The sequence below is a fragment of the Streptomyces sp. NPDC006384 genome (genome assembly GCF_042870695.1).
Taxonomy (GTDB): Bacteria; Actinomycetota; Actinomycetes; order Streptomycetales; family Streptomycetaceae; genus Streptomyces.
On sequence record NZ_JBIAHR010000044.1, the window covers coordinates 1 to 24,996 of the forward strand.

Genomic DNA, 24,996 nt, shown 5'->3' on the forward strand with positions numbered 1-24,996 from the left:
AGCGCTCTGCTTGGTCAGGGTGTCGGCGTCGCCCTTGACCACGTAGACCTCCCAGGGCTCCTGGCCGGGGCCGTGGACCCAGACCTTGTCCTGCAGGGCGTAGCAGCAGGCCGTGTCGCTCTCCTCGGCCGTCACCAGCCCCGCTGCGCTCAGCCGGGTGGTGGCCGCGTGGACGGCTTGCGTGCTGCCGACCTCGACACCGAGGTGGTCCATGCGGGTCGCCGCGTCCGCCTCGCCTTCGATCAGGACGAGCTTGAGCGGGGGCTCGGTGATGGCGAAGTTGGCGTAGCCGTCGCGGAGTTTGGCGGGCTCGACACCGAAGAGTTTCGTGTAGAAGGCGACGGACGCGGAGAGATCCGGTACTCGTAGGGCGAGTTGCACGCGGGACATGGTGAACCTCCTGGGGACGGGTCGGTGTGTCAGCAGCCGCCGGAGGCGGCCGGGGCACCGACACCGATCTGCAGGGTGGCGGGGGCGGCGCAGCAACCTCCGCCTTCGCCGCTCTGCTCGGCTTCCCGCTCGTCGAACAGGCCAGCGCCGCCGCATACGCCGGTCTCCGGCAGGGTCAGCTCGACGCGTTCAGCGGCCTCGTGGTCTCCGGCGAGGGCGGCCGTAATGGAGCGGACCTGCTCGTAGCCGGTCATGGCGAGGAAGGTTGGGGCGCGGCCGTAGGACTTCATGCCGACCAGGTAGACGTCCTGCTCCGGGTGGGAGAGCTCCTTGACGCCGTGCGGGTAGACGGTGCCGCAGGAGTGGACGTTCGGGTCGATCAGCGGGGCGAGTGCGGTCGGGGCCTGGAGGCGCTCGTCGAGGCCGAGACGGAGCTCGGAGACGAAGGAGAGGTCGGGGCGGAAGCCGGTCAGGACGATGACCTCGTCGACCGGGTCCAGACGGCGGCCGTCCTCGGCGACCAGGACCAGCCGGTCGCCGTCCCGTTCGACCGCTTCCGTACGGAAACCGGTGACGGCGCTCGCGTGCCCCTTCTCCACCGCCGCCTTGGCACGCAGGCCGAGTGCGCCGCGGGCCGGGAGCTGGTCGGCCTCGCCGCCGCCGTACGTGGCCTCGCCGATGCCCCGGCGCAGGATCCAGACCGCGTGCGTGTCCGCCTCTTCCCCGGCCAGGTCGGCGAGCAAGGCGAGGGCGGTGAAGGCGGAGGCACCGGAGCCGACGACCGCCGTGCGCTTGCCGGCGTAGCGGCCTCGGACGGCCGGGTCCGTCAGGTCGGGGACGCGGTAGGTGATGTGCTCGGCCGTCTTCTTCTCGCCGAGGGCGGGGATGCCGTTTGCGCCCATCGGGCTGGGCACGGACCAGGTGCCGGAGGCGTCGATGACGGCGCGGGCGGTGATCCGCTCCTCGCCGCCGTCCGCCGTCTCAATGTGCACGGTGAAGGGCTGCTCCTCGCGGCCGGAGTCGACGATCCGGTCGCGGCCGGCGCGGGCCACGCCCGTGACGGTGGCTCCGTAGCGGACCTTGTCGCCGAGGACGTCGGCGAGCGGCTGGAGGTAGCGCTCGGCCCAGTCGCCGCCGGTCGGGTACGTCGCCCCTTCGGGGCGGACCCAGCCGGTCGGGGCGAGCAGCTTCTCGGCGGCCGGGTCGGTGACCTCGGCCCAGGTCGAGAACAGGCGGACGTGCGCCCACTCGCGCACGGCGGTGGCAGCGGAGTGGCCGGCCTCCAGCACCAGGGGCTCGATGCCGCGCTCGACGAGGTGCGCGGCTGCGGCCAGGCCGACGGGGCCGGCGCCGATGACCACGACGGGCTGCTGGTGGTCGGTGGTGGACACGCTGGTGTTGGACACGGCGACGACACTCCCTTTTGCTTCGACATCTGTCGATCCCTTGCGAGATCAGCATGACACCTGATTCGATGGACGTCAACATAGACATTCATCGAAACCGCAGATCTGAGTAACCCGAGGGAGTAGGCATGGAACACGTCGACGTGGTGGTCATCGGTGGAGGTCAGTCCGGACTGGCCGCCGCGCACGCCCTGCGCGAGCAGGGTCTGGCACCGGTGATCCTGGAGGTGTCCGAGCAGCCGGCGGGGTCGTGGCCGCGCTACTACGACAGCCTCACCCTCTTCTCCCCCGCGGCCCGCAGCTCCCTGCCGGGTCTGCCGTTCGGCGGCGACCCGGACCGTTACCCGCACCGGGACGAGGTCGTCGCCTACCTGCTGCGTTACGCCGAACGCCTGGACGCCGACGTCCGCACCGGCACGCGCGTGCAGGAGGTGAGCATGAGCGACGGAGCCTTCAGCCTCACCCTGGAAACCGGCGACCGTATGACGGCCCGGGGTGTCGTGGCCGCCTCCGGAACCTTCGGCCGGCCTCACCGTCCTGCTCTCCCTGGGCTGGACGACTTCACGGGCACCGTGCTACACACCGCCGAGTACAGGAGGCCAGAGCCACTAGCCGGGCAGCGGGTGGTGGTCGTCGGGGCCGGCAACTCGGCGACGCAGATCGCCGCCGAGCTGGCCGCACACGCCCGGGTGACGCTCGCGGCCCGGCATCCGGTGCGGTTCGCCCGGCAGCGCCCGCTGGGCCGGGACCTGCACTGGTGGCTGCAGCGGACAGGGCTCGACACCCTGCCGGTGGGCAGGTTCCTGCGCACGCCGCCGACACAGTTGGTGATCGACGACGGCCGCTACCGTGCCGCGGTCGCAGCCGGCGCCCCCGACCTGCGCCCGGTGTTCAGCGCGATCGACGGCACGAAGGCGACATGGACCGACGGCGCCACCGAGGAGATCGACACGATCGTCCTGGCCACCGGCTATCGACCCGACCTCGGCTATCTGCGCCCGCTCGGCGCCCTCGACGCCGACGGCCACCCGCGCCACCGGGAGGGGCTGTCGACCACCCATCCCGGACTGGCGTACGTCGGCCTGGAATGGCAGCGCAGCCTCTCCTCGAACACCCTGCGCGGGGTCGGCAGGGACGCCGCCCGGGTCGTCCGGCGCCTCATCGCCCACCTCGGCGCCCGCTGACTCTGGCCGCTCTAGTTCGACGTGTGTCAACATAGACGTATGTCGAACGTCAGGGCACTGCCGCTTCTGGACCGATCCGAGGCCCCCGCCGCCGCGGTGGTGCCGTGCTGCCCGCCACTGAGCGAGCGCCCCTTCACCGCCGAGGAGGCCGAGCGGACCGCCCGCATGTTCAAGGCCCTCGGCGACCCGGTGCGGCTGCGGCTGTTCTCGGCCGTCGCCTCCCACGAGGGCGGCGAGGCGTGCGTGTGCGACATCTCCGACGTCGGCGTCTCCCAGCCGACCGTCTCCCACCACCTGAAGAAGCTCAAGGAAGCCGGCCTGCTCACGTCCGAGCGGCGCGGCACCTGGGTCTACTACCGGGTCGAGCCGTCGGTGCTGGCGGCGATGGGACAGCTGCTGGCCGTTCGGTAGCGCACGCGGATCACCTTTCGCTGTCGAGAAGCCCGGCGATTTCCCGCGCCGCGTCGCGGGCCGGCCGTCCGACGCCGATGAGCGTGGCGGAGGCGGGGCCCGTCCAGTCTCCGTATCCGAGGAGGTGCAGCCGCGGGTCCGCCACTGCGCGCGTGCCCTGGGTGGGGATGTGGCCGCGCGGGCCGCGCAGGCCGAGGGGGGACAGGTGTGAGAGGGCAGGTCGGAAGCCGGTGCACCAGATCACCGCGTCGGCGGGCGCGCGCGTGCCGTCGGCCCAGGCGACGCCATCGCGGTCGAGGCGGGTGAACATGGGCGACGCTTTGAGCCGCCCGGCGTCACGGGCCTCGCGCACGGGCGGTACGGCGACGATGTCCCCCAGCGAGGCGACGCCGCCGGTGTCAGTGCGGCCCTCGTCGAGGGCGCGGCGTCGGGCGGTGGCCGCGTCGAACAGGGCGCGGCCGTCGATGTCGTCGGCGAGGTACCGGGGCGGACGCTGGGTCACCCAGGTCAGTTCGGTGTCGTGGACGAGGTCGGCGGCGATCTGCGCGCCGGAGTTGCCGCCCCCGACGACGATCACGCGTTGGCCCGCGAAGTCCTGCGGTCCGCGGTAGGAGACGGTGTGCAGCTGCCTGCCCCCGAAGTCCCCGCGGCCGGGGACGGCGGGGAGGAAGGGACGCCACCACGTACCGGTCGCGCTGATCACCGCACGGGCGTGCCACGCGCCGGACTCGGTCTCCACTCGCAGCAGCCGTCCGTCCTCGTGCACGCCGATCACCCGGACCGGTCGCTGCACGGGGAGGTCGTACCGCTTCTCGTAGTCGCTCAGGTAGTCCACCACGTGCCCGGCCTCCGGGTACTCCTGACCCGGCTGCGGTGGCATGAGGCACCCCGGGAGCGAGGAGAAGGCGGCCGGGGAGAACAGGTGGAGCGAGTCCCAGGTGTGCTGCCAGGCACCGCCCGGGGTGGCCTGGGCGTCGAGGACGACGAAGTCCAGGCCCTGGCGGCGCAGGTGGTAGCCGGCGGCGAGCCCTGCCTGGCCGCCGCCGATCACCACTACGTCGGTGTGCTGTGTCATGCCGCCTGTGCCGCCGCACACGTGGTGCACCGGATGGTGCGCGCCGCCGTGACCTCAGCGGGTCGTCCGAGGAGGGGTCCTCCCCGCACGCCGCGCGGGGTGACGCGCGTGTGCTCGTGGCAGACGGCGGCTCCGCAGCCGTGGCAGACGCCGACGGCCGTGCTGGTCGTTCCCTGTGCGCGGCAGTCCAGGCAGTGCATCAGTGGCCCCTGCCCTCAGTGGTCAGAGCGGACGGGGCGAACTTCTTGCGCCAGGCCAGGGACACGTAGACGAGGCCGATCAGTACGGGCACCTCGATGAGCGGTCCCACGACGCCGGAGAGGGCCTGGCCGGAGGTGACGCCGAAGGTGGCGATGGCGACGGCGATGGCCAGCTCGAAATTGTTGCCCGCGGCGGTGAAGGCGAGGGTGGCCGTGCGGTCGTAGGCGAGACCGATCGCCTTGCCCAGCAGGAAGGTCCCGGCCCACATCACGGCGAAGTACACCAGCAGCGGCAGCGCGATGCGGGCGACGTCGAAGGGCTGCGAGGTGATGGTCCTGCCCTGCAGGGCGAAGAGGATGACGATCGTGAACAGCAGGCCGTAGAGCGCCCACGGGCCGATCTTCGGCAGGAACTTGGACTCGTACTTCTCTCGGCCGAGCTTCTTCTCGCCGATGCGGCGGGTGAGGAACCCGGCGAGCAGTGGGACGCCGAGGAAGATGACGACGTTGAGGGCGATCTTCCACATGGAGATGTCCAGGTGCTCGCCGTCGCCGAGGCCCAGCCAGCCGGGCAGCAGGTCGAGGTAGAACCAGCCGAGCAGGCCGAACGCCAGGACCTGGAAGACCGAGTTCAGCGCGACGAGTACGGCCGCGGCCTCACGGTCGCCGCAGGCGAGGTCGTTCCAGATGATGACCATCGCGATGCAGCGGGCGAGCCCGACGATGATCAGGCCGGTGCGGTACTCGGGCAGGTCCGGCAGGAAGATCCACGCGAGCGCGAACATCACCGCCGGTCCGACGATCCAGTTGATCACCAGCGACGAGGCCATGAGCCTGCGGTCGCCTGTGACGGCGTCGAGCTTGTCGTAACGGACCTTGGCCAGGACCGGATACATCATGATCAGCAGGCCGATGGCGATCGGCAGGGAGATGCCGCCGATCTCGACCTTGGCGAGGGCGTCGTTCAGGCCCGGGATGGCTCGGCCCAGGCCGAGGCCGACGGCCATGGCGATGAGGATCCAGACGGCGAGGAAGCGGTCGAGCGTCGACAGCTTCGCGACGACGGAGGACTCCTCGGTGGTCGTCGCGGGCGCTTCGGTGCGGGTCACGGACAGGCCCTCTTGTTCTCGGCGGCGGTGCGGGCGGACTCGGCCAGGTCGGCGAACTGGCCGGCGAGCGAGGCGATGACGTCCGGGCGGACCTTGTAGTACGTGTAACGGCCGCACGGCTCCGTCTCGACGACACCGGCCTCGCGCAGCACTCTCAAGTGGTTGGAGAGGTTGGTCTGCCGGGCACCCGTCTCCTCCACGAGGTGGGTGGTGCACAGCGTCTCTTTGGCGAGCAGGGTCACGATCTGCAACCTGAGCGGGTCCGCCAGAACCCGGATCAGGTCAGTGTCGACTGACGTCATCATGTACTGATACTCTCACATCAGTGGTGGCTGACACCACCGGGTGCTGACGTCATGTGCGCCTGATGTCGTCGCGAGACAAGAGAGACCTCCTGATGTCCGACAAGCCCTCCGTGCTGTTCGTCTGTGTCCACAACGCTGGCCGCTCGCAGATGGCCGCCGCGTGGCTGACCCACCTGGCCGGGGACCGCGTCGAGGTCCGTTCCGCCGGCTCCAACCCGGGCGAGAACGTCAACCCCGCCGCCGTGGAAGCGATGCGCGAGGTCGGCATCGACATCTCCGCCGAGGTGCCCAAGATGCTGACCGTGGACGCGGTCAAGGAGTCCGACGTCTGTATCACCATGGGCTGCGGCGACACCTGCCCGGTCTTCCCCGGCAAGCGGTACCTGGACTGGCAGCTGGAGGACCCGGCGGGCCAGGGCGTCGAGGCCGTCCGCCCCATCCGCGACGAGATCAAGGTGCTGGTCGAGGGCCTGATCAAGGAGATCGCCCCGGAGCCGCAGGCATGAGCACCACCGCGGACATACGCAACGTCATCATCATCGGGTCGGGGCCGGCGGGTTACACCGCCGCGCTCTACACCGCCCGCGCCAGTCTGAACCCCCTCGTCTTCGGCGGCGCGATCTTCGTCGGCGGCTCGCTCACGACCACGACCGAGGTCGAGAACTTCCCCGGCTTTCCCGACGGGGTCCAGGGTCCCGAGCTCATGGAGAACATGCGGGCCCAGGCCGAGAGGTTCGGCGCCGAGATGATCGACGACGACATCGTCGCCGTCGACCTGACCGGTGACATCAAGACCGTCACCGACACCGCCGGTACCGTCCACCGCGCGAAGACGGTGATCGTCGCCACGGGTTCCGGCTACCGCAAGCTCGGCCCGCCCAAGGAGGACGAGCTGTCCGGGCGGGGTGTGTCCTGGTGCGCGACCTGCGACGGCTTCTTCTTCCGGGACCGGGACATCGTGGTCGTCGGCGGCGGCGACACCGCCATGGAGGAGGCCACCTTCCTCACCCGCTTCGCCCGGTCGGTGACCGTCGTGCACCGGCGCTCCACTCTGCGTGCCTCCCAGGTCATGCAGAACCGCGCTTTCTCCGACGACAAGATCTCCTTCGCCTTCGACAGCGAGGTCGCCGCGCTCCACGAGGAGAACGGCATGCTGGCCGGCATGACGCTGCGCGACACCCTGACCGGCGAGACGCGTGAGCTGGCCGCGACCGGCCTGTTCATCGCCATCGGCCACGACCCGCGCACCGAGCTCTTCAAGGGCCAGCTGGACCTCGACTCCGAGGGGTACCTGAAGGTCGAGTCGCCCTCGACGCGCACGAACGTCCCGGGCGTCTTCGGCGCCGGCGACGTCGTCGACCACACCTACCGCCAGGCCATCACTGCGGCCGGCTCCGGCTGCGCCGCGGCGCTCGACGCCGAGCGGTATCTCGCGGCCCTGTCCGACGCGCCCGTGCCCGCCGAGGTCGTCGCGGTCGCCTGACGGCAGCCCGTTCCACCCCGTACGAGGAGACCCACATGGCCCTCAAGAACGTCACCGACGACTCCTTCGACCAGGACGTCCTCCAGAGCGACAAGCCCGTGCTCGTCGATTTCTGGGCAGCCTGGTGCGGCCCGTGCCGCCAGCTCGCCCCCTCCCTGGAGGCGATCGCGGCCGAGCACGGCGACGCGATCGAGATCGTGAAGCTCAACATCGACGAGAACCCGGACACCGCCGCCAAGTACGGCGTGATGTCCATCCCGACGATGAACGTCTACAAGGGCGGCGAAGTCGTCCAGACGATCGTCGGCGCCAAGCCGAAGGCCGCGCTGGAGCGTGAGCTGGCCGACCACCTTGGCTGAACGGCGAAGGCAAGGAGTCTGCCTCGTCGAGGACCAGCCCCGTGCGACGCACGGCGGCTCTGACTCGCCCGGTACGGCGGCTGCATCCGGTCGAGACCTACGGCGGCACGGAAGAAGCGGCGCCCAGTAGGCACAGCCGCCGGGTCGAGGACCGCGCGCACCTTGTTCAGACCGTCGTAGTTTCACCGAGTTTATTCACCGGCTACCGGATGAAGGCGACACCGTTTTCTCGGTCGGGAAGCTCCACGTCGGTCATGATCTTCAGGTAGTGGCCCGCGGCCGCTTGTCGGACTCGGCGTCTTTCTGGGCTCTCAGACAACCGGCCGATCCCGGCAGCAACCGGTCCGCCCGGGCCGTACGATGCAGACGCTGGTGCTTCCACCGGCTCCTGGGTACAGATCCAGCGGTCCTCATTGACAGCGGCAGGGAAGGGTGACAGGCGTATGGCAGCGAACGCCGACCACCTGAAGGCCCTGGTGCGCGCGCACGCCTCAGCGGACGACGATCTTTTCTACAGCGTCGCCTTGCAGGTGGCGGCAAAGTCGGCGCGCCAGGGCCAGGGGAAGTTCGCTGTGGAGCTGAGGGAACTCGTCGAGGCCGCCCGAACAAAGCAGAGCAGAACTGGTGGCCGCGCTGCCACTCCAGTAGTGCAGCCCCGGGGCGAGCTGTCGAGTCTACTGACCGCGGGCTATCCCGACATCCAGCTCGACGACATGACCCTTGACTCGGAACTACGCGCATCGCTGGACCGGGTGCTGCACGAACAGCGGCAACGCGCCCGTCTGGAGCGTTTCGGTTTCACCCCCGTGCACCGGATCCTGCTGTCCGGCCCCCCAGGAACCGGCAAGAGCATGACCGCCGCCGCCCTAGCCGGTGAGCTGAAGCTGCCGTTGTTCACCATCCGTCTAGACGGGTTGATCAGCCGGTTCATGGGTGAGACTGCGGCCAAGCTCCGCCTGGTCTTCGACGCCGTCGCCCAGACGAGAGCGGTATACCTCTTCGATGAGTTCGACGCTCTGGGGGCGGAGCGGGCCGCGGGCAACGACGTCGGTGAAGCCCGGAGAATCCTGAACTCGTTCCTGCTGTTCCTGGACGAAGCCCCCTCGGAAAGCCTGGTCGTGGCGGGTACCAATCATCACCAGCTTCTGGACCGGGCGCTGTTCCGCCGCTTCGACATGATCGCCACCTATGGTCCGCCTACCGCCGAAGAAGCCGTGCAGGTGATACAGCGACGGCTAGCCGGAATGGACACAGGGACAGTACGGTGGGACGCCGTGACAGACAGTGCATGCGGGTTGAGCCATGCGGAGCTGGTCAAAGCGGCAGAAGCCGCCGCCAAGCGGGCCATCCTGACCGACCGGGACGTGGTGGACGAACAGCTGCTGCTGGCAGCGCTGGCCGAGCGGCACGCGTCCCACCATGCCTGAGCCCACCCCTCCCGCGAGAGCGACGCCGCACCTGGTGGTGCCCTGGCGGGCCACGACGCTGACACCGCGCTCCGAGCCTGCTGGCGGGGGCGGGCCGAGCTTGGTCCGGCGCGAAGACCGCCATGGGCATGTCGCTGCGCTGGTGGGCGGCCTGGAGACGGCCGAACGGGAGTCGGCACAGCTCGCCCAGGAGATACCCGCCGCCTTCCAGCCGGACGGTTTTGCGGTGCGGATCGAGGCGGCCCCTGACCACCTTCTGGTGCTGGAGCGTCTGGACGGCTCGGGCCTGACCCTTATGAGCAGCCACCCGCAGACAGACGACGGTCCGCAGGATGCTGTGGTGTGGATCCCCTTCCACAAGGTCGCCTCGTTCACGCAGCGGATCAATGCCTTCACCGAAGACACCGACGCAGGTAACCCCAAGCAGGCCCCGCTGGTGGCCAACATGGAGCAGATCCGCCGAGCGCTGCTGGAGCACCTCTGGCAGGAGCGGCAGGGCCTGCCACCTTTGGACGAGGAGCGATGGTGGGAGCTGTGGTTCGATCCACGGATCTCGCCGACGGATCCGGTCACCGCCTTGAAAGCGCTGGCCGCCGAGCGACAGTGGCGCATCAGCGAACGGGCGATCCATGTGGGCGAGCGTCTCGTCGCGCATGTCGCGACGACCGGCGAAGAGCTAACGGTGCTGCTGGCTACGAACGCCTGTCCTGCCGAGATCCGCAGGCCGACCTTCGCCGAGGGCCTGTACGCCGTCGACCGCGCGTTTCGCGTGGACCTCGTCGAAGAGCTCGCCGAGCGCATACAGCCGGCGGATCCACAGGCCCCAGCGGTGTGCATCCTGGACACGGGCATAGCCCAGGAGCACGCGCTACTCAAGCCCGCGCTGCACGAGCGCGCCTACACAGTACTGCCGGGCAGTACGCCGGCCGATCGCACCGGGCACGGTACACAGATGGCCGGACTCGCTCTCTTCGGTGACTTCGCTGCCGCACTTGAGTCAAACGGCCCGGTAGTTCTCGGCCACGGCCTGGAGTCCGTGAAGATTCTTGACGACAACCACACACCGGCCACGTCCCCACGGACCTGCGCCGAGACCACCGCGAACGCAGTAGCGACCGCCGAGATCGGCAACGGGGGTCCCATTCCGTCCGGCCGGGTCTTCTCCATGGCTGTCACCCGGCAGTCCGGCCACGGTGAGAACGGCGTCGACGGAACGGCGACCTTGTGGTCGGCCACCCTGGACGCTCTAGCGGCTGGTACGGACGTAAACGTGCGGGACGACCGCATCGAACTCATCGGAGCGCCGGAGCCGGACGCATCACGGCTGATCATCGTCAGCGCCGGCAACATTCGCGGCGCCGTGCCCCAGCAAATGCGCACCGAGGAGGGGGCACTCGACCCTCTGCTGCTCTCCGACCTGTCGCGCATCGAGGAACCCGCCCAGGCACACAACGTTCTCACCGTCGGCGCCTGCACGCACCTGGACGCCGTCCCCAACATCCCCGTATTCCGCGGGTACCGACCGCTGGTCGCCCCAGGCAGCCTTTCACCGTTCAGCCGGACCTCGGTGGCACTCACCAACGCAGCTGTCACCAAGCCCGACATCGTCCTGGAGGGTGGCAACTTGCTCGTCGCCCCGGACGACAGCTACCTGGATGAGCATGAACTGGTAAGCGTGGCGACCACCCACCACGATCCCGCGAGGCAGTTGGCCTGGACGAACGCCACGAGCGCCGCCACCGCTCAGGCGGCTGCACTGGCCGCAACGGCGATGAGCGCCTACCCCGGACTGCGGCCGGAAGCGGTCCGCGCGCTCCTGGTACACGAAGCCCAGTGGACCCCGGCCATGGTCGAGCAGGGCCTGTTCAAGAGGACCGGAACCCCCAAACTGGCCAAGGGCGAGATCATGCGGCAGGTGATCCGCCGCTACGGCTGGGGTGTGCCCACCGCCGAGCGCATCCGCAGCAGCGCCGCCAACGCCGTCACGATGATCGTTCAAGACGCCCTGGTGCCCCTCAAACGACTCAAGGGCGGGCAGGTCCGACTGGCCGAACTCAAGCTCCATGAGCTGCCGTGGCCGCTTGAACAGTTGCGTGAACTGGCCGACACACCCGTGGACCTGCGCGTGACCCTCGCGTACATGATCGAACCCAACCCCGGCCGGCGCGGCATGCTCGGCCGCTACAGCTACGCCTCACACGGCCTTCGCTTCGCCATCAAGGGCCCCACCGAGTCCAGTGACGCCTTCCAACGCAGACTGGCCGAACATGCCGAACACGAGAGCGACGGACTCGGCAACCCGAAGGCATTCGAGTCTGACATACGCTGGCTGGTCGGCCCCCGGTTCCGCAACCTCGGCTCCCTGCATGCGGATATCTGGCGCGGAACAGCCACCGAACTCGCCGACTGTGGCGCCCTCGCGGTCTATCCCGTCGGCGGTTGGTGGAAGGCAAACAAACGGAGCGACCGGATCGGCCTGCCCGTCAGCTACGCCCTTCTGATCTCACTGCGCACCCCAGAGGTCACCACAGACCTGTACACCCCTATTGCTACTCAGCTCGGCGTGCCCATCGAGGTCGCCCCGGCCATCCAAACTGAAACCACCGACGGCATCCCAATTCAGATGGAGTTCGGTTGGTGAGTCATCCGGGCTGGCCTGTGAGTCCGACAGCAGGCGCGAACTTGTCGTAGCAGACCGTCCGAGTTCCACCGCTAATACCGCCGAGCCGCAGCCTGGCACGAGTCGCGAGCTCCGACCCGGCCGCCGAGGCGCTGGAAACAGGCGTGTTCGCGTTGCATCCCGGCCGACTGATGCCGTCCGTCGCAGTGCTGAGGAGTATCGCGATGTCCTGAACGCTGGCCGCTCCGCCCAGCGTTGTGCTTCACACCATTAGACGGGGCCTCTATTGGGATGCGGGGCAACATAGCTCCGAATCGCCGGTTAGCCAAACCGGCAATGGCGCGGATTCTTGGTGGTAGCCGCGACCACCCGCGGCGGGGGCCCTCCGTACACACGGACGACACCCGCCGCCAAGACCGAAGAAGCTGGAATGCCCACGGAGATCGACGGGACACTGAGTCCTCGCTACAGCCCTACCTACATCAGCGCCACCTGGGACGGAACGGGAAGCGTGGAGGATGCATCAAGGGCGCTAGGATTCTCACGAGCAAAGGGCTACGAGCTGGTCCGCAGCGGACGCTTTCCGTGCCGCGTGCTACGCATCGGCCGTAAGACGCGCGTCGTCACGGCGTCCCTGCTCCGTGTGCTCGAGAGCGGAAATCCGGAGTACAACGACGCCCGCAGCGGGTGCCACCCGACGCACTAGACAAGTCACGACGAGGTCCCGCCGGATCCCCGGTGGGGCCTCGTCGTCTCACGGACGCCCCTATAACGCAGGGGTGCGGGAAGCTGGTCTGACCAGGTTGAAGACCTCGCGGGCTGCGTATCGCTTGAGGCATCGGATGATCTCACGTCGGGTCTTGCCCTCCTGGGTGCGGCGTTCGTAGTACTCCTGGGTGCGTGGGTCGTGACGCAGGCGGGTGAAGACGATGCGGTGCAGGGCGGCGTTGGCCTGCCGGTCGCCGCCGTGGTTGAGCCGACGCGTGCTCCGCCGGCCGGAGGAGTACTCGATGGGGCTGACTCCGCAAAGGGCAGCAAAGGACGCCTCGGTGTTGAGCCGCTCAGGGTTGTCCCCCATGGTGATCAGCAGGGTGACGGCGCTGTCCGGACCGATGCCCACCGGTACGAGCAGTTGCGGCGCGTGGCGTTCGACGAGCCGGGTCAGTCGCTGGTTCAGCTCATTGATCTGTCCGGTGAGCTGCTCGATGCGTTCGGCGAGCATGCGTAATGTCATGTGGGTGGCTTGGGCCACCGCGTCCTCGTCTCCCCCACCACCGTCGTGCGGGCCGAGGCGCGCACAGGTGCGGAACAGCTCGGCGTTGCCGAGGCTCGACATGCGTTCCCGCAGGGCGGGGTCGGCGATGACCAGGACGGCCTTGAGCTGGTTGATCGCCTGGGTGCGGGCCTTGACCGCAGAGTCCTTGGCGAGTTTGTAGATCCGGGCGCTGTGCACGGGTCCGTCGCCGGATTTGGCCTGGGCCCGGGCGCGAGCGCTGAGCACGGCTCGCGCTGCGGCCTGCGCATCGAGCGGGTCCGACTTACCGAGCAACCGGCGGGCCGACCGGTCGGGCCGGTTCACTTCGAACACCTGGATCTGCTGAGCAAGCAGATAACGGGACAGGCCCGCACCGAAGGTGCCCGTGCCCTCCACGCCGGCCCGGCGCACCGTCCCCCGTTTGCGGGCCCAGACAAGCAGTTGTCGGTAGCCGGCCGCCGTCGCGGGAAAGGACTCGGTTCCCAGGACCTTCCCGAGCGGGGAGATCACGGCGGCGACATGCACCTCGCCGTGCGTGTCCACGCCCAGGACGACCTCGCGCCGAACGAGAGGATCCGTGCTCGAGGAGGTGCTGCATTGTCGGGTCTTCATGGTGGTCGGCCTCCCACGTGATGACGTGCTGGCTGGGTGGATGGCACCGGCCTGCTCGGGCGGTCTGAACCGTGATGGCGCCTGATCGTGGCAAGGCCCCTATTGGGACACGCCCTGTGGCTCGGCGGCAGGCAGCATCCCGCAACGGCAGTCGACAGGTCCGTGACTGGACACTTCGGTCATAGATCTCACGAGTCAGACCCCGTCCGGGATGGCGCTGCACAACCGTCCCATCGAACCCGGCACAGCGGCATGACTCGATCATTGCCGGATGGCTTCGCCCGAACCGATGCTCAATCTGATTAGGTGGATTGACAAGACGTTTCCTTTCGTCCACTCCTGACCGATATTGACGGGGGGGGGCGTCACGCAAGGAGGTGGTAACCTCGTCGGCTACGGCAGCGGCTCCACTCCGTGATCAGCACCCCGATGGGGCCCATTCACCGCAAGGGGGCTGTGGAGTACCGGGTCGCTCCGCTGGGGAAAAACATGCGCCCGCCCGTCGATGTCCTCCTGGACTGGGTACGGACGTACATGCCCCAGATCGAGGAGGCACGGGAGTCCTTCGACGCCAGGTGAGATGCGGAGCGGGAAGGCCGCCCGCGCTTCGCGACACGTTTCTGCCCTCATCGGCGGGGCGTGATCCTTCGGACGAACCCGCCGGGTCCGTCATTAGAACGTCTGCTCTGTACTGCCCGTGCTCGCGCAGTCACCCCGGCGCGAGCGGGCCCGCGACGTCCCTGGTGGTGGCCGGCGGGCTCGGCGTCCAGCGCCAGGAGGACAGAATCGCCGCGGTCGACGCACTGCTGCTGTTGGCGGCACGCAAGAAGCTGGATCCCGGTGCGCTCGCCACCGACCTCAGTGCGCTGATGCTCATCGGGATCGTCACTCCGAGCCGCCTGGCGGACTCCCTGGGAACGGCCGCGTCCACCAGCGCGTACCGCACCGTCTGGACCGTACTGCGTGACGCACTGCCACCGCTCCTGTCCAAAGACCTCTCCCCCGCCGAGTCCCGTGGCCTCGGCGAACTGCTCACCGTGGTCGCCGAGTGCGCCGAACGCATCGGAGCCCAGGGCGAGATACCGGGACTCGACCCGATAGCCGACCGGCGGGGCAGCTCACGGCTGGTGAGCCAGGCCCGTCGCCTACGCGCAGCACGTGCCGGCGCGTAGGTCCGAAGAGGCGCATCCGCCCGGGGGATCCTGCTGCAGGGCCACGTGGTGTGGCAGGGACGGTCCGATGCCGCCCGGCTCGAGCGGGAGGTGATCGGCCTCGGCGGCACGGAGTGCGGCCGAGGCCGGCGCCAGGACCTCCGAGCGCGACAACTCCTGTCGCTCGGGCAGCGGTCATGCCGAGTCGGTCGAGGGCGACGACGGCCGGGTGAGTCGGGCTGCGTTCGCCGTGGGCCCGTACCGCCGCGATCGACGAGCTCGGCCATCTTCGTTCTCAGCGGTTCCAGTTTCCCGCGCACCGTCACCTCCAGGCCGAGCTGGTCCCCTGCGTGGGCGGGGCCCCACACGCGCGCCGTTCTTCTCTCGCACGGTTGGGTGTCAAGTGCGCAGGTGAGACGCGCCGTTGAGGTCGACGATGGTTCCCGAGGCCCATGCCGCGGCCGGGGAGGCGAGGAAATGCACCGTGGCGGCGACCTCCTCCGGGGTGCCGACGCGCCCGAAAGGGCTCTCCGCGCGAAGACGTTCGCCTTCCGGGCCGGACAACTTCCCCGTCTGCCGTTCGGTGGCCACGAACCCGGGCGCGACGGAGGTGACCGCGATGCCGTGCGGAGCCAGGGCCACAGCCAGTGACTGACCGAGGGCGTGCAGGGCGGCCTTGGTGGCCCCGTAGGCGGGGAAATCGGGTTCGCCCCGGAACGCGCCGCGCGAGCCGATGTTCACGATCGCCCCGCCGGTGCCCCGGTCGACGAGGTGGTGGGCTGTGGCCCAGCACAAGTCGGCCGCGCCCAGCAGGTTGACGTCGACCATCCGCCGCCAGACCTGCTGCCAGTGCTCCAGCGAGGTCTCGGCGATGGGGTGCCGGGTGTCCGCCGCGGGTGCCAGGGCCGCGTTGTTCACCAGCACGTCCACGGCACCGAGCGCGGCCACCGCCTCGGCCACTGTCCGCTCGGCCGCACCTGGCTCGCCCAGGTCGGCCTGCAGCAGCGTGTGCCCGGTGCCGGGAAGCTCGCGCACCGTCCGTTCGGCGTCCGCACGGCGACCGGCGTACTGCACCGCGACACGGTCACCGCCAGCGGCGAAGGCCCTCGCGACGGCGCGGCCGATGCCCCGCGATCCACCGGTGACGAGCACGCCCCTCATCGGGCGAACACCATCGACTCGTCACGGAAGGACTTGAACTCCAGGGCGTTGCCCGCGGGGTCGCGGAAGAACATGGTCCATTGTTCGCCGGGTTCGCCGGGAAAGCGGCGATGCGGTTCGATGTCGAAGCGCACCCCCGCGGCTCGCAACCGCTCGGCGAACTGGTGGAAGGACTGTTCGGGCAGCAGGAGACCGTAGTGCGGGATCGGCACCCGGTGCCGTCCCACCACGCTGGTACCCGCCGGCTGCGGCACGGTCGGTACCAGGTGGGTCACCAACTGGTGGCCTTCGAGATTCCAGTCCACCCAGTGGTCGGCGCTGCGCCCCTCGGGCAGACCCAGCACCTGTCCGTAGAAGCCGCGGGCGGCGACCAGGTCGTCGACCGGGACTGCCAGGTGGAAGGCGGGTCGGTGTGGCATCGGGGTCCCCTCTGGTGGAGTCGGCGGCCAGGGCAGCCTGACCCACCCGATGTCTCAATGTCAACATTAGGACAAGAGTCGGCTGGAAGTCCGGGGCGAGTCGCCTGGCCGGTCTGGTGGTTCCGATTGTCCGGATGTCAACATGGCGGCATGTCATCTGCACTGCCGAAGGCCGCCCGGCGCGGGCTGGCCGACGAAGCCGCCGACCTGGTGCGCGCCGCGATCTTCTCGGGTCACTTTCCGCCCGGAGCCCCACTGCGCGAAGTGGAGTTGGCCGAACGCCTCGGGGTCAGCCGTGGCTCGGTCCGGGAAGGACTGGCCCAGCTGGAGCACGAGGGGTTGGTGCGTGGCGGCTGGCACCGCGGCACCACCGTCATCAGGGTGACGGCCGAGGACGCGCAGGAGGTCTACGCGCTGCGGGCCGCGTTGGACCGCCTGGCCGCGACCACCGCGCGGCGAGCCGCGACCGCGGAGCAGCTGTCCGCGCTGGATCGGCTGGTGGCCGAGATGACGGCCGAGATCGCCGAGGGCGGTGACGCCCCCCGGCTGGTGGCGCTGGACATCGCCTTCCACGACCAGATCTACGCCGCGGCCGGGAACGGCAGGCTCACCTCCGCCTGGGAGGCGATCCGCTCTCAGGTGCACCTGTTCCAGTTGCGCCGCGTCGACGTGGCCTACGACCACTACCGCGCACGCGTGGTCGACGAGCATCGCGAGCTGGCCGCTCTCCTGCGCTCCGGCGACATCCGGACGCTGGCCCGCCGGGCCGAAGAGCATGTGGAATCCGCGCGGCGCAGTCTGCTGGCCGGTCTGCCGACCGCACCGTGACGTCAGGCACCACGTCAGGCACCGAGGCGTCCAGCCGTACCTGAGCGTGCCCGTATGCGCCAGGCAGCCGGAAAGCGGCGAGTGGCTGTGGGTGGGCTCCGGTTCCGGTTCGTCACCACGTCGTACCGGCTCGGATCTCCCGGCGCAGGGCGGACCGGCCAGGCAGACGCATGCCAAGACAGTGCTGAGGAGTCGCGGCGCTTCACCAGTCGCGGCGCTTCACCTGCGACGGGTGGGAAGCACTCGGCCTGTGCCGCCCTCGGAGAGCAAGGCCGTCGTCGACTCGGACAGGGGTGTGACTGTCCAGGGTGTGCTGTTCCCAGGGTAAGCGCACCCTCCCTCGCCCCTACGGCAGTGCGTCGCGCCGCTCTAGCCTCGACGTATGGACAGAGAGAAGGAGCTCGTCGACAACACGCTGGGAGGTTTCCTCCGGGCGCGGCGCGCCCGCCTGCGCCCCTGCGACGTGGGGATTCCCACCTCCGGTCGTCGCAGGGTGCCCGGTCTGCGACGTGAGGAGGTGGCCGCCCTCGCGGGGGTGAGTTCCGACTACTACACGCGTCTCGAACAGGGCCGCGAGCGGCATCCGTCCCGGCAGATCCTCGAGGCCGTGGGGCGGGCACTGCAGCTGGACGGCGAAGCGATGGCCCACCTGCACCGCGTGGCCGGCCCGACCACCCGCCGGACACGCCGAGCACCGCGCGTGGAACGAGTCGCCCCGCACCTCAGGCGTCTCCTCGACACGTGGCGTGACACGCCTGCCTTCGTCATGAGCCCCGTACTGGACATCCTGGCCCGTAACCGGCTCGCGAGCGTTCTTCACGCCGACTTCACTCACAGTGACAACTTGTTGCGCATGACGTTCCTGGACCCGGTCGCGCGGCGGTTTCACCGGGACTGGGACCGTGCGGCCGAGTCGACGGTGGCCACATTGCGCCGTGCGGCCGGCATCGATCCCGAGGATCCGCGCCTGAGCCAGGTCGTAGGTGAGCTGTCCCTGAGAAGTGCGGACTTCTCCACGCTGTGGGCGCGGCATGACGTGCGCGCCAAGACGCGGGAGGCGAAACGCTTCCACCATGCTCAGGTCGGTGACCTGGAACTGCACTTCGAGTCCTTCACCGTCAACAGCGCCCCGACGCAGCAGCTCGTCGTCTACCAGGCCGAACCAGGCACGGCGTCCGCCGACGCACTGTCCCTGCTCGGCTCCCTCAGTGCCGGCGCAGTGGCCGAGGAGCCGACGGCCGGCGCCGCGCTCGACTGAGTCGCCGCCGTTCGGGCCGGGTCCACCGGCCAGGCCCGCACGAGAGGGACGAAGGGCGGGCCGGCCTCTCCGTTAGGTTGGAACAATGAGCGACACCACTCCCTTGGGAGACTTTCTGAGAGCACGGCGCGAAGCCCTGAAACCGCTGGACGTGGGGCTTCCGGAGCACGGGCGCCGGCGGGTGCCGGGGCTGCGCCGTGAGGAGGTCGCCATGCTCGCCGGGGTGAGCCCCGACTACTACATGCGCCTGGAACAGGGACGGGAGTCCAGCCCGTCCCCGCAGGTGATCGACGCGGTCGCCGCCGCCCTGCGCCTCAGTGACGAGGCGCACGACCATCTGCGCAGGCTCACCAGGGCGCCCCAGGAACGTCGCGGTGTTCCGGCCGGCGACGACAGGGTCCACCCCCACCTTCTGCGGCTGATCGACGGCTGGCCCGACACCCCCGCCTTCGTTCTGGGCCCGGCCCTGGACATCCTGGCGCGCAATGCGCTCGCCGCGGCCCTGCACAGCGGATTCCAACGGTTCGACAACCTGGCTCGCATGGTCTTCCTCGACCCGGCGGGACGTGCCTTCTACAGGGACTGGGACGACTCCGCCCACTCGTGCGTGGCCGAACTGCGTGCGGCCTTCGGACACGACCCCGAGTCCCCGCGGATCACCGAGGTCGTCGACACGCTCCGCGGGAGGAGTCCCGAGTTCGCCGGGCTGTGGGCACGGCACGAGGTCAGGAGCAAGACGCAGCAGGAGAAGTACCTGTCGCATCCCGAGGTGGGTGCTCTGGAGATCCAGTTCTCGGCCTTCACCGTCGGGGGAGCCCCGCATCAGCAGCTGGTCGTCTACCAGGCAGAGCCGGCGAGCGCCACCGCGGCCGCCTTCGCCGTGCTCCGGTCCGGTGCCGGCGAAGAGGCGTCGGTAGAGGTGGTGCGCGAGGTTTCGCTGTCGTCCGGCAACAGCTGACTGCTGTGTGGCCCCGCCTGTGAAAGGGCCCTGCACGAGAAGGAGGGCTCGCCGGCCGGCGACGAGCCCTCACTGTGGCATCTGGACGTGTTCGGGCCGGTGAGGGCAACCGTGCCTCGTACCGTCGGCCGCCCGTTCCCGGCGTCGCCGCCCGGAACCGACGGCCCCACGGGAAACCAGGAGCAGGTCCCTCAGCCGCGCGACCCCGTACCTTCCCGCCGGACGCGCTGATCGCCCTCACGGTAGAGCACCAGATGCTCGTGGAAGAGAACGCCGTCACGAACGTCCCCCGTGGCGGTGAAACCTGTGTCGTCGACGTAGTCGATGTGGTTGCCGCTGACGGTGTACCGGCCGGTGTAGGCACTCCGGCGCCGTCCCCGGGCCTCGTCGTAGCGGCCGTTCGGCAGTAGTTCCTGGCGGATGAATCCGTCCGCGGTCACCCACATCCCGACGTACGGGTGCGGAGCGCGAGGCGTGTCGTTGCTGGTCATGGCTTCACTCTCGGGCCCCATGACGGAACGTGGCCAGGCCGCCGCGTCCCCGGGTACGGGCTTCCTGGGAGCCGTGCACCCATGATGCGGGGCGGAACGGAGCGGAAGTGACGTGCCGGGGCGGACAGATCTCCCCGACGCTCTGCGCCGGGCCTGTGCCGGACCGTCATCTCCCTGCCGGCCATGGTGCCGGCCCCTTCCGCTCTCCTCCGGCCGGGCATGGGTGGGTGCCGTGCACCCGGGTGCACGGCGGCCTGGTTCCGCTGGTCCGGCCGGACGAACCTGGTGGTCATGCGGCTGCCGTGACGGCCGAGCAGCCGCGACCCGCCCGTGAGGAAGCCCGCTTCGTTCGCCGGGCGGACCGAAGAGCCGAACCCCTGAGGAAAACGATGACCACCAACGACACCCACGCCCACACCGGCGCCCTGAGCTGGCACCCGGAGGCGCTCGACGAGATCCTCTCGAACGACGGGGGCCGCCCCGTCCTGTTCACCAACGCCCGGATCGTGACGATGGACCCGCTGATCGGGACCATGACCGGTGCCGACATCCTGTTCGTCGGCGACCTGATCGTCGGCGTCGGCCCCGGCATCATCACCGCGGCACAGGACGACAACGCCATCGTCGTCGACTGCACGGGCACGACCATCGTCCCCGCCGTCGTGGACACCGTCGCCCTGGCCGGCGGCCGGGGCCGGCGCTCGGAGTACGTCGCGACGCTGACGCCCGGCAACAACACCGACTTCCTGGTGGTACCCACCGCACTCGCCGCCGACGTGCCGAGCGCGGTGGCCACCCTCATGTCCCGCCCGGAGCAGGTCCGCGCACTGGTCGCGGCCGGCCGTCCCGTCCGGTGGTCGGGCACCGAAATCCCCGGCGGGCCCACAACCCCCCAGGCCGGTATCCCCGCCGCTCCGGACCTGACCGGCAGCCCGCGGCTCGGCGTCTGGATCGACCGGCAGGACTTCCTGCACCAGGAACTCACCGCGGACGGCCGTTACGACGAGACACGGGGCGGCCGCCCCCACGCCTACCAGGGGCGGTTCTGGATCGACGGCGACCGCATCGACTACCTGGACGACCTCGGCTTCTGGGCTTACGGAGAGTTCAGGGGCGACGAGCTGCACCACGCGGGCTACGTCATGAAGCTGGGCTGAAAACCGCCCGGCCGGCAACGGCCGAGCCGCACACACGGCGACAACACCGGGTCCGGACCGTGCCTCCGCAGCCTTTCGGTCCTGGACGCACGACGCCCGGGTGAACGGCGCCCTGGCTGCCGGGGCCGGCCCCGCCAGAACCGGAAACCGGGCTGCCGGGCGTTCCCGGCAGCCCTCCCCCTCCCCGAAGTACTGAAAGCAGCTTTTCCATGACCCACGTCAACGCCATCGCCGCCCTCGAACAGCTCCGCCGTCGCCCCGCGGCCGAACGGCGCATCCTGTTCACCGGCGCGACCGTCGTCACCATGGACGCCGACCTCGGTGTCCTGCCCAACGCCGACCTGCTCGTCGAGGGCGACACCATCACCACCGTCGGTCCCGGTCTCGAGGCCGGTGACGCCGTGGTCGTCGACGCCACCGGCGCCGTCCTCAGTCCCGGCTTCGTCGACACCCACCGGCACGCCTGGGAGGCCCAGCTGCGCCGGATCATGCCGGACGTCGACGACCTCGGCGCCTACGTCATGTCCACCCTGGCCGGCTACGCCACCGTCTACCGGCCCCAGGACATGTACACCGGCACGAAGCTCGCCGCCCTCACCGCGATCGACAGCGGCATCACCACCATGCTCGACTTCTCCCACAACTCCCGCACCCCCGAACACTCCGACGCCGCCGTCGAGGCCCTCCGCGACACCGGCATCCGCGGTGTACACGCCTCCATGGGCCCGCACTTCGGTGACTGGGACAAGCAGTGGCCCGGCGACCTGACACGCCTCAGGGAAAAGTACTTCCACAGTGACGACCAGCTGCTGACCCTGCGCCTGGCGACGCTCGCCACCGACGAGATCGCCGGCCCGGCCCTCGCCTACGGCCCCGAACTCGCCCGCGTCGCCAAGGACCTGGGCATCGGGGTGAGCGTGGACGCGGTCTTCGGCACAGCCTCCTCCGAGGTGATCCTGAACTGGGCGAAGGACGGCATCCTCGGCAGCGACGTCACCCTCATCCACGCCACCGGACTGACCCCCGAAGCATGGAAGGCGATGGGGGAAAGCGGCACCACCGTGGCCCTCGCCCCCACCTCCGACGCCCAGATCGGCCTGGAGACCGCGATCCCCGCCGTCGACGAGGCTTTGTCCGTCGGCATCCGTCCCGGACTGAGCATCGACGTCGAAGTCGCCCTGGCCAGCGACATGTTCACCCAGATGCGGGCCCTGCACGCCATCCAGCGGATGCGGGCCGTCAACGCCGCCCACGGCACCGGCCGGCAGCCGGTCCGCATCACCACCCACGACGTCCTGGACTTCGCCACCCTCCAGGGCGCCCGCACCAACGGCCTCGCCGGCGTCACCGGCTCACTCACCCCCGGCAAGAAGGCCGACCTGCTGGTCATCCAGGCCGAGGACCTCAACAACATGCCGCTCAACGACCCGATCGGCACCCTCGTACTGGGCTCCGACGCCCGCAACATCAGCACCGTCCTCATCAACGGCGAGCCCCGCAAGTGGGACGGACAGGTCCTCGACGTCGACCTGCCCGCCCTGCGCAGCGAGGTCCACGCCTCACGCGAGTACGTGCTGAACACCCACGCAGCCTGATCACCCCGTCACCGCCCCCGGCCGGCCCCTCGCCGGCCGGGGGCGACCCGGTCCCCGGCGCCTGCCATCGGCCGGTCATGCCGCACACGGGGCCACCAGACGTTCTTTCGGAGTCCCCATGTCCCACCCCACCAGCGCACTCGATCGCACGACCGGGAGCGGAACGCCCGATCGGCCACCAGGCTGGGCCCCGGCCGCCAGGACCACAGCACTGCTCACCACGCTGGGCATGCTGATGGTCGGTCAGATGTACACCGTCCTGGCACTGCTGCACCCCATGGCCACCGAGTTCGGCACCACACCCGGTCAGGTCACGTGGACGGCGACGGCGTTCGGTTTCGCCTACGCAGCCGGGTTCCTCTTCGCCGGCCCGCTCTGCGACCGTTACGGACCACGCGCCGTGATCACCGTGGGGCTCGCGGCCGCCACGGCGTCCACCGCGGCGGTCAGCGCGGTCTCCGACCTTCCCACCGCCGTCGTGCTGCGCAGCCTGCAGGGACTGACCGCCGCGACCTTCGCCCCTGCCGCGCTCTCCTACGTCGTCCGGCACATCGCGCCTCGACACCGCGGCACCTCCCTCACCTGCGTCACCAGTGGCATGCTCGCCGCCGCCGTCGTTGTTCAGGTCGGTGCGCAGGCCGTTGCGGCCGGAATCGGCTGGCGTGCGGTCTTCTGGATCAGTGCCGTGCTGATGGCCCTGAACCTGTTCCCGGTGCGCCGGGTCCTGCGACCCACTCCGCGTGGAGGCACCGACGGCGGACTGCTGCAGGCGTTCGCGGCGATGCCGCGGCTGCTGCGACAGCCGAGGCTGGGCGCCTTGTGCCTGTCCACCGTCGCCCTGATGACGGCTTTCGTCTCCCTCTACACGGCGGTGGCCATCGCGGGCCCACCGGCCGTCACCGGCGATGCCACCGCGATCCTCGCCCTGCGGGCCAGCGCGCTCCCCGCCCTGATCGCCGTACCCCTGCTGGTCCCCGTGCTCGGGCGGCTGCCCGCGCCCCTGCGCGCGGCCCTCGCCTTCACTCTGGCCTCTCTCACCGTCGCCACCGGTTCCTTCCTCGGCGGTAACACGGCGCTGCTCGCCCTGGCCCTGCTGCTGTTCGTGGCCGCCGTCGCGGTAGCGGCGCCCGCGGTCGTCGAGACCGTCAACGCCAACGCCCCGCAGGCACGTGGTGCGGCGGTCGCCCTCTACGGGTGCAGCATGTTCATCGGCGCCAGCCTGGGCCCACAGCTCGCCGGTGCGCTCACGGGACTGGGCTTCGACGGCATTCTGCTCGTCGTCGCCGGGGTGCTCCTTCTGGGCGCCTCCCTGATCCTGCCGGCCATGCGCCACTCCACCCCGTGATCCCCGCCATCGGCCCGGCACGCAGCGCGTTTCGGCCCCCGCAAGGCCCTCCCCCGACAGCCGTACGCCGACCGCTGCTCCCCCGGCGTACCACGGGCCGGCCCGCGAGAGCCGGAACCGCCGCCGGCCGAACGCGCCGGGCTCGGCAGCGGAGTCCGTCCGGTGCGGATGCCGGTCATCGAGGCGCATCGGACGGAGCAGAAGCGTTGTCCGGGCGGGCAGCGGAAACGGTCTGCCGGAACCCGGGGGCGACAATCTCTGGCCCGGTCCCCTCCTGACAGCTGCTCAGAGACCCGTCCGTGACGAGACCGTCGTCCTTCGTACGAGGTGCGGTTCCCGGACCCGCCGCCTCACCGGACCGGATACCGCCCCTGGACGGTGCCCTCGGGGCCCGAACCCGGGGGTACCGCACCCAGCCGGGTCTCCGTCCGAGCCCCGGCTGTCATCGGCACCGATGTAGTGGTCGGACCGTCGTGTCGCACGGGCCGGTCAACGGTGAGCGGACACTGTCCGCGCTGTGCCATCCGCCCCCAACCGTTCAGCGCCTACGGAACCTCGGCGGGGCGCGCCCACAGCACAAGGAGCACCGGGGCGGGTGGGACGTCGTGGCCGCCGGGGGACCGCGCCGGGCTCCAGGCGGCCCGGTCCCTGAGCCGTGCGGGCGGCGACCCGCCGGACGCAGACCTTGGTGATCCGTCGGGCCTGAGGCCGGGCGGGTCCACGGCACCGTCCACGCCGGCGGGCAGCGGACCTGCCCGCCGCTGGGGACGGTGACTCAGGGAAGCCGCAGGGACGCC

The 24,996-nt window shown here is 70.0% G+C and carries 25 protein-coding genes; 15 read left to right on the forward strand and 10 right to left on the reverse strand.

The window, feature by feature from the left end:
* Together ACFYOJ_RS35545 and ACFYOJ_RS35550 are read right to left on the reverse strand one after the other, a co-directional pair.
* On the reverse strand, positions 1-390 hold a 390-nt coding region (locus ACFYOJ_RS35545; protein ID WP_355521676.1), incomplete at its 3' end, for an ArsI/CadI family heavy metal resistance metalloenzyme.
* Positions 391-419: 29 nt separating this feature from the next.
* Positions 420-1,796: an NAD(P)-binding domain-containing protein gene (locus ACFYOJ_RS35550; RefSeq protein ID WP_181849372.1), complete on the reverse strand. Its 1,377-nt coding sequence runs from the start codon at positions 1,794-1,796 to the stop codon at positions 420-422.
* 128 nt (positions 1,797-1,924) lie between these two features.
* Here ACFYOJ_RS35550 and ACFYOJ_RS35555 point away from each other — a divergent pair, with 128 nt between their 5' ends.
* Entirely contained in the window at positions 1,925-2,980 is a 1,056-nt protein-coding gene (locus ACFYOJ_RS35555) for an NAD(P)/FAD-dependent oxidoreductase (protein ID WP_061441689.1), read from the forward strand.
* 39 nt (positions 2,981-3,019) lie between these two features.
* Entirely contained in the window at positions 3,020-3,391 is a 372-nt protein-coding gene (locus ACFYOJ_RS35560) for a helix-turn-helix transcriptional regulator (protein WP_061441690.1), read from the forward strand.
* 10 nt (positions 3,392-3,401) lie between these two features.
* Here the strand turns inward: ACFYOJ_RS35560 and ACFYOJ_RS35565 are convergent, their stop codons facing one another.
* Genes ACFYOJ_RS35565 through ACFYOJ_RS35580 form a run of 4 tightly spaced genes read right to left on the reverse strand, consistent with a single transcriptional unit; the run spans position 3,402 to position 6,080 of the window.
* Positions 3,402-4,466 (reverse strand): ArsO family NAD(P)H-dependent flavin-containing monooxygenase, encoded by a 1,065-nt coding sequence (locus ACFYOJ_RS35565; protein ID WP_061441691.1) that lies wholly within the window; start codon positions 4,464-4,466, stop codon positions 3,402-3,404.
* Complete coding sequence (locus tag ACFYOJ_RS35570; RefSeq protein WP_078884541.1) at positions 4,463-4,666, reverse strand: DUF2180 family protein; 204 nt, start codon at positions 4,664-4,666, stop codon at positions 4,463-4,465. Before ACFYOJ_RS35570 ends, ACFYOJ_RS35565 begins: the two co-directional genes overlap by 4 nt.
* Entirely contained in the window at positions 4,666-5,775 is a 1,110-nt protein-coding gene (arsB, locus tag ACFYOJ_RS35575) for an ACR3 family arsenite efflux transporter (protein ID WP_061441692.1), read from the reverse strand. The genes ACFYOJ_RS35570 and arsB overlap by 1 nt, the downstream gene beginning before the upstream one ends.
* Entirely contained in the window at positions 5,772-6,080 is a 309-nt protein-coding gene (locus ACFYOJ_RS35580) for a helix-turn-helix transcriptional regulator (RefSeq protein ID WP_061441693.1), read from the reverse strand. The genes arsB and ACFYOJ_RS35580 overlap by 4 nt, the downstream gene beginning before the upstream one ends.
* Before the next feature lie 92 nt (positions 6,081-6,172).
* Here ACFYOJ_RS35580 and ACFYOJ_RS35585 point away from each other — a divergent pair, with 92 nt between their 5' ends.
* The 6 genes from ACFYOJ_RS35585 (at position 6,173) to ACFYOJ_RS35610 (ending at position 12,675) form a co-directional block, all read left to right on the forward strand.
* Positions 6,173-6,586 (forward strand): arsenate reductase ArsC, encoded by a 414-nt coding sequence (locus tag ACFYOJ_RS35585; RefSeq protein WP_061441694.1) that lies wholly within the window; start codon positions 6,173-6,175, stop codon positions 6,584-6,586.
* Positions 6,583-7,563, forward strand: coding sequence for a thioredoxin-disulfide reductase (trxB, locus tag ACFYOJ_RS35590; protein ID WP_061441695.1), 981 nt, complete (start codon positions 6,583-6,585; stop codon positions 7,561-7,563). The genes ACFYOJ_RS35585 and trxB overlap by 4 nt, the downstream gene beginning before the upstream one ends.
* Before the next feature lie 35 nt (positions 7,564-7,598).
* Positions 7,599-7,922, forward strand: coding sequence for a thioredoxin (trxA, locus tag ACFYOJ_RS35595; RefSeq protein ID WP_061441696.1), 324 nt, complete (start codon positions 7,599-7,601; stop codon positions 7,920-7,922).
* A gap of 443 nt (positions 7,923-8,365) precedes the next feature.
* The gene (locus ACFYOJ_RS35600) at positions 8,366-9,349 is read left to right on the forward strand and encodes an AAA family ATPase (RefSeq protein WP_061441697.1); all 984 of its coding nucleotides are present in this window, start codon (positions 8,366-8,368) and stop codon (positions 9,347-9,349) included.
* Positions 9,342-11,990, forward strand: a complete 2,649-nt coding sequence (locus ACFYOJ_RS35605) for a S8 family peptidase (RefSeq protein WP_078884542.1) — start codon at positions 9,342-9,344, stop codon at positions 11,988-11,990. The genes ACFYOJ_RS35600 and ACFYOJ_RS35605 overlap by 8 nt, the downstream gene beginning before the upstream one ends.
* Positions 11,991-12,399: 409 nt before the next feature.
* The gene (locus ACFYOJ_RS35610) at positions 12,400-12,675 is read left to right on the forward strand and encodes a helix-turn-helix domain-containing protein (RefSeq protein ID WP_078884543.1); all 276 of its coding nucleotides are present in this window, start codon (positions 12,400-12,402) and stop codon (positions 12,673-12,675) included.
* 60 nt (positions 12,676-12,735) lie between these two features.
* Here ACFYOJ_RS35610 and ACFYOJ_RS35615 read toward each other — a convergent pair whose 3' ends face one another.
* Complete coding sequence (locus ACFYOJ_RS35615; protein ID WP_356558462.1) at positions 12,736-13,836, reverse strand: IS110 family transposase; 1,101 nt, start codon at positions 13,834-13,836, stop codon at positions 12,736-12,738.
* Positions 13,837-14,582: 746 nt separating this feature from the next.
* Here ACFYOJ_RS35615 and ACFYOJ_RS35620 point away from each other — a divergent pair.
* Positions 14,583-15,008 carry a hypothetical protein gene (locus ACFYOJ_RS35620; protein ID WP_356558461.1) on the forward strand — a complete coding sequence of 142 codons (426 nt, stop codon included), beginning with the start codon at positions 14,583-14,585 and terminating at the stop codon, positions 15,006-15,008.
* A 378-nt stretch (positions 15,009-15,386) separates the two neighbouring features.
* On the opposite strand, the gene ACFYOJ_RS35625 is transcribed toward ACFYOJ_RS35620, so the two are convergent.
* Positions 15,387-16,148 carry an SDR family oxidoreductase gene (locus tag ACFYOJ_RS35625; RefSeq protein ID WP_356558460.1) on the reverse strand — a complete coding sequence of 254 codons (762 nt, stop codon included), beginning with the start codon at positions 16,146-16,148 and terminating at the stop codon, positions 15,387-15,389.
* The gene (locus ACFYOJ_RS35630; RefSeq protein ID WP_356558459.1) at positions 16,145-16,567 is read right to left on the reverse strand and encodes a VOC family protein; all 423 of its coding nucleotides are present in this window, start codon (positions 16,565-16,567) and stop codon (positions 16,145-16,147) included. Before ACFYOJ_RS35630 ends, ACFYOJ_RS35625 begins: the two co-directional genes overlap by 4 nt.
* A 150-nt stretch (positions 16,568-16,717) precedes the next feature.
* On the opposite strand from ACFYOJ_RS35630, the gene ACFYOJ_RS35635 reads away from it, so the two are divergent.
* The 3 genes from ACFYOJ_RS35635 to ACFYOJ_RS35645 all read left to right on the forward strand — a co-directional run bounded on the left by ACFYOJ_RS35635 (position 16,718) and on the right by ACFYOJ_RS35645 (position 19,611).
* A complete protein-coding gene (locus tag ACFYOJ_RS35635) occupies positions 16,718-17,395 on the forward strand; it encodes a GntR family transcriptional regulator (protein WP_356558458.1) in 678 nt (225 codons plus the stop codon).
* 382 nt (positions 17,396-17,777) lie between these two features.
* On the forward strand, positions 17,778-18,653 hold the full coding sequence (locus ACFYOJ_RS35640; protein ID WP_356558457.1) for a helix-turn-helix transcriptional regulator: 876 nt from the start codon (positions 17,778-17,780) through the stop codon (positions 18,651-18,653).
* 85 nt (positions 18,654-18,738) lie between these two features.
* Entirely contained in the window at positions 18,739-19,611 is an 873-nt protein-coding gene (locus tag ACFYOJ_RS35645; RefSeq protein ID WP_356558456.1) for a helix-turn-helix transcriptional regulator, read from the forward strand.
* A gap of 191 nt (positions 19,612-19,802) precedes the next feature.
* On the opposite strand, the gene ACFYOJ_RS35650 is transcribed toward ACFYOJ_RS35645, so the two are convergent.
* Complete coding sequence (locus ACFYOJ_RS35650; RefSeq protein WP_061441713.1) at positions 19,803-20,102, reverse strand: Atu4866 domain-containing protein; 300 nt, start codon at positions 20,100-20,102, stop codon at positions 19,803-19,805.
* A gap of 389 nt (positions 20,103-20,491) precedes the next feature.
* On the opposite strand from ACFYOJ_RS35650, the gene ACFYOJ_RS35655 reads away from it, so the two are divergent.
* The 3 genes from ACFYOJ_RS35655 (at position 20,492) to ACFYOJ_RS35665 (ending at position 24,199) form a co-directional block, all read left to right on the forward strand.
* Positions 20,492-21,259, forward strand: coding sequence for an Atu4866 domain-containing protein (locus ACFYOJ_RS35655; RefSeq protein WP_356558455.1), 768 nt, complete (start codon positions 20,492-20,494; stop codon positions 21,257-21,259).
* Positions 21,260-21,468: 209 nt separating this feature from the next.
* A complete protein-coding gene (locus tag ACFYOJ_RS35660) occupies positions 21,469-22,854 on the forward strand; it encodes an amidohydrolase family protein (protein ID WP_356558454.1) in 1,386 nt (461 codons plus the stop codon).
* Positions 22,855-22,972: 118 nt separating this feature from the next.
* Positions 22,973-24,199 carry an MFS transporter gene (locus ACFYOJ_RS35665; protein WP_356558453.1) on the forward strand — a complete coding sequence of 409 codons (1,227 nt, stop codon included), beginning with the start codon at positions 22,973-22,975 and terminating at the stop codon, positions 24,197-24,199.
* The last annotated feature ends 797 nt before the right edge of the window (positions 24,200-24,996 follow it).

Excerpts from the sequence above, each read along its gene's own strand:
- ACFYOJ_RS35615 (WP_356558462.1), bottom strand. The coding sequence starts at position 13,836 with ATGAAGACCCGACAATGCAGCACCTCCTCGAGCACGGATCCTCTCGTT.
- ACFYOJ_RS35580 (WP_061441693.1), bottom strand. The coding sequence starts at position 6,080 with ATGATGACGTCAGTCGACACTGACCTGATCCGGGTTCTGGCGGACCCG.
- ACFYOJ_RS35625 (WP_356558460.1), bottom strand. The coding sequence starts at position 16,148 with ATGAGGGGCGTGCTCGTCACCGGTGGATCGCGGGGCATCGGCCGCGCC.
- ACFYOJ_RS35655 (WP_356558455.1), top strand. The coding sequence starts at position 20,492 with ATGACCACCAACGACACCCACGCCCACACCGGCGCCCTGAGCTGGCAC.
- ACFYOJ_RS35565 (WP_061441691.1), bottom strand. The coding sequence starts at position 4,466 with ATGACACAGCACACCGACGTAGTGGTGATCGGCGGCGGCCAGGCAGGG.
- ACFYOJ_RS35660 (WP_356558454.1), top strand. The coding sequence starts at position 21,469 with ATGACCCACGTCAACGCCATCGCCGCCCTCGAACAGCTCCGCCGTCGC.
- ACFYOJ_RS35650 (WP_061441713.1), bottom strand. The coding sequence starts at position 20,102 with ATGACCAGCAACGACACGCCTCGCGCTCCGCACCCGTACGTCGGGATG.
- ACFYOJ_RS35645 (WP_356558456.1), top strand. The coding sequence starts at position 18,739 with ATGAGCGACACCACTCCCTTGGGAGACTTTCTGAGAGCACGGCGCGAA.
- ACFYOJ_RS35605 (WP_078884542.1), top strand. The coding sequence starts at position 9,342 with ATGCCTGAGCCCACCCCTCCCGCGAGAGCGACGCCGCACCTGGTGGTG.
- ACFYOJ_RS35610 (WP_078884543.1), top strand. The coding sequence starts at position 12,400 with ATGCCCACGGAGATCGACGGGACACTGAGTCCTCGCTACAGCCCTACC.
- ACFYOJ_RS35600 (WP_061441697.1), top strand. The coding sequence starts at position 8,366 with ATGGCAGCGAACGCCGACCACCTGAAGGCCCTGGTGCGCGCGCACGCC.
- ACFYOJ_RS35560 (WP_061441690.1), top strand. The coding sequence starts at position 3,020 with ATGTCGAACGTCAGGGCACTGCCGCTTCTGGACCGATCCGAGGCCCCC.
- ACFYOJ_RS35665 (WP_356558453.1), top strand. The coding sequence starts at position 22,973 with ATGTCCCACCCCACCAGCGCACTCGATCGCACGACCGGGAGCGGAACG.
- trxB (WP_061441695.1), top strand. The coding sequence starts at position 6,583 with ATGAGCACCACCGCGGACATACGCAACGTCATCATCATCGGGTCGGGG.
- trxA (WP_061441696.1), top strand. The coding sequence starts at position 7,599 with ATGGCCCTCAAGAACGTCACCGACGACTCCTTCGACCAGGACGTCCTC.
- ACFYOJ_RS35555 (WP_061441689.1), top strand. The coding sequence starts at position 1,925 with ATGGAACACGTCGACGTGGTGGTCATCGGTGGAGGTCAGTCCGGACTG.
- ACFYOJ_RS35630 (WP_356558459.1), bottom strand. The coding sequence starts at position 16,567 with ATGCCACACCGACCCGCCTTCCACCTGGCAGTCCCGGTCGACGACCTG.
- ACFYOJ_RS35640 (WP_356558457.1), top strand. The coding sequence starts at position 17,778 with ATGGACAGAGAGAAGGAGCTCGTCGACAACACGCTGGGAGGTTTCCTC.
- ACFYOJ_RS35585 (WP_061441694.1), top strand. The coding sequence starts at position 6,173 with ATGTCCGACAAGCCCTCCGTGCTGTTCGTCTGTGTCCACAACGCTGGC.
- ACFYOJ_RS35635 (WP_356558458.1), top strand. The coding sequence starts at position 16,718 with ATGTCATCTGCACTGCCGAAGGCCGCCCGGCGCGGGCTGGCCGACGAA.
- ACFYOJ_RS35570 (WP_078884541.1), bottom strand. The coding sequence starts at position 4,666 with ATGCACTGCCTGGACTGCCGCGCACAGGGAACGACCAGCACGGCCGTC.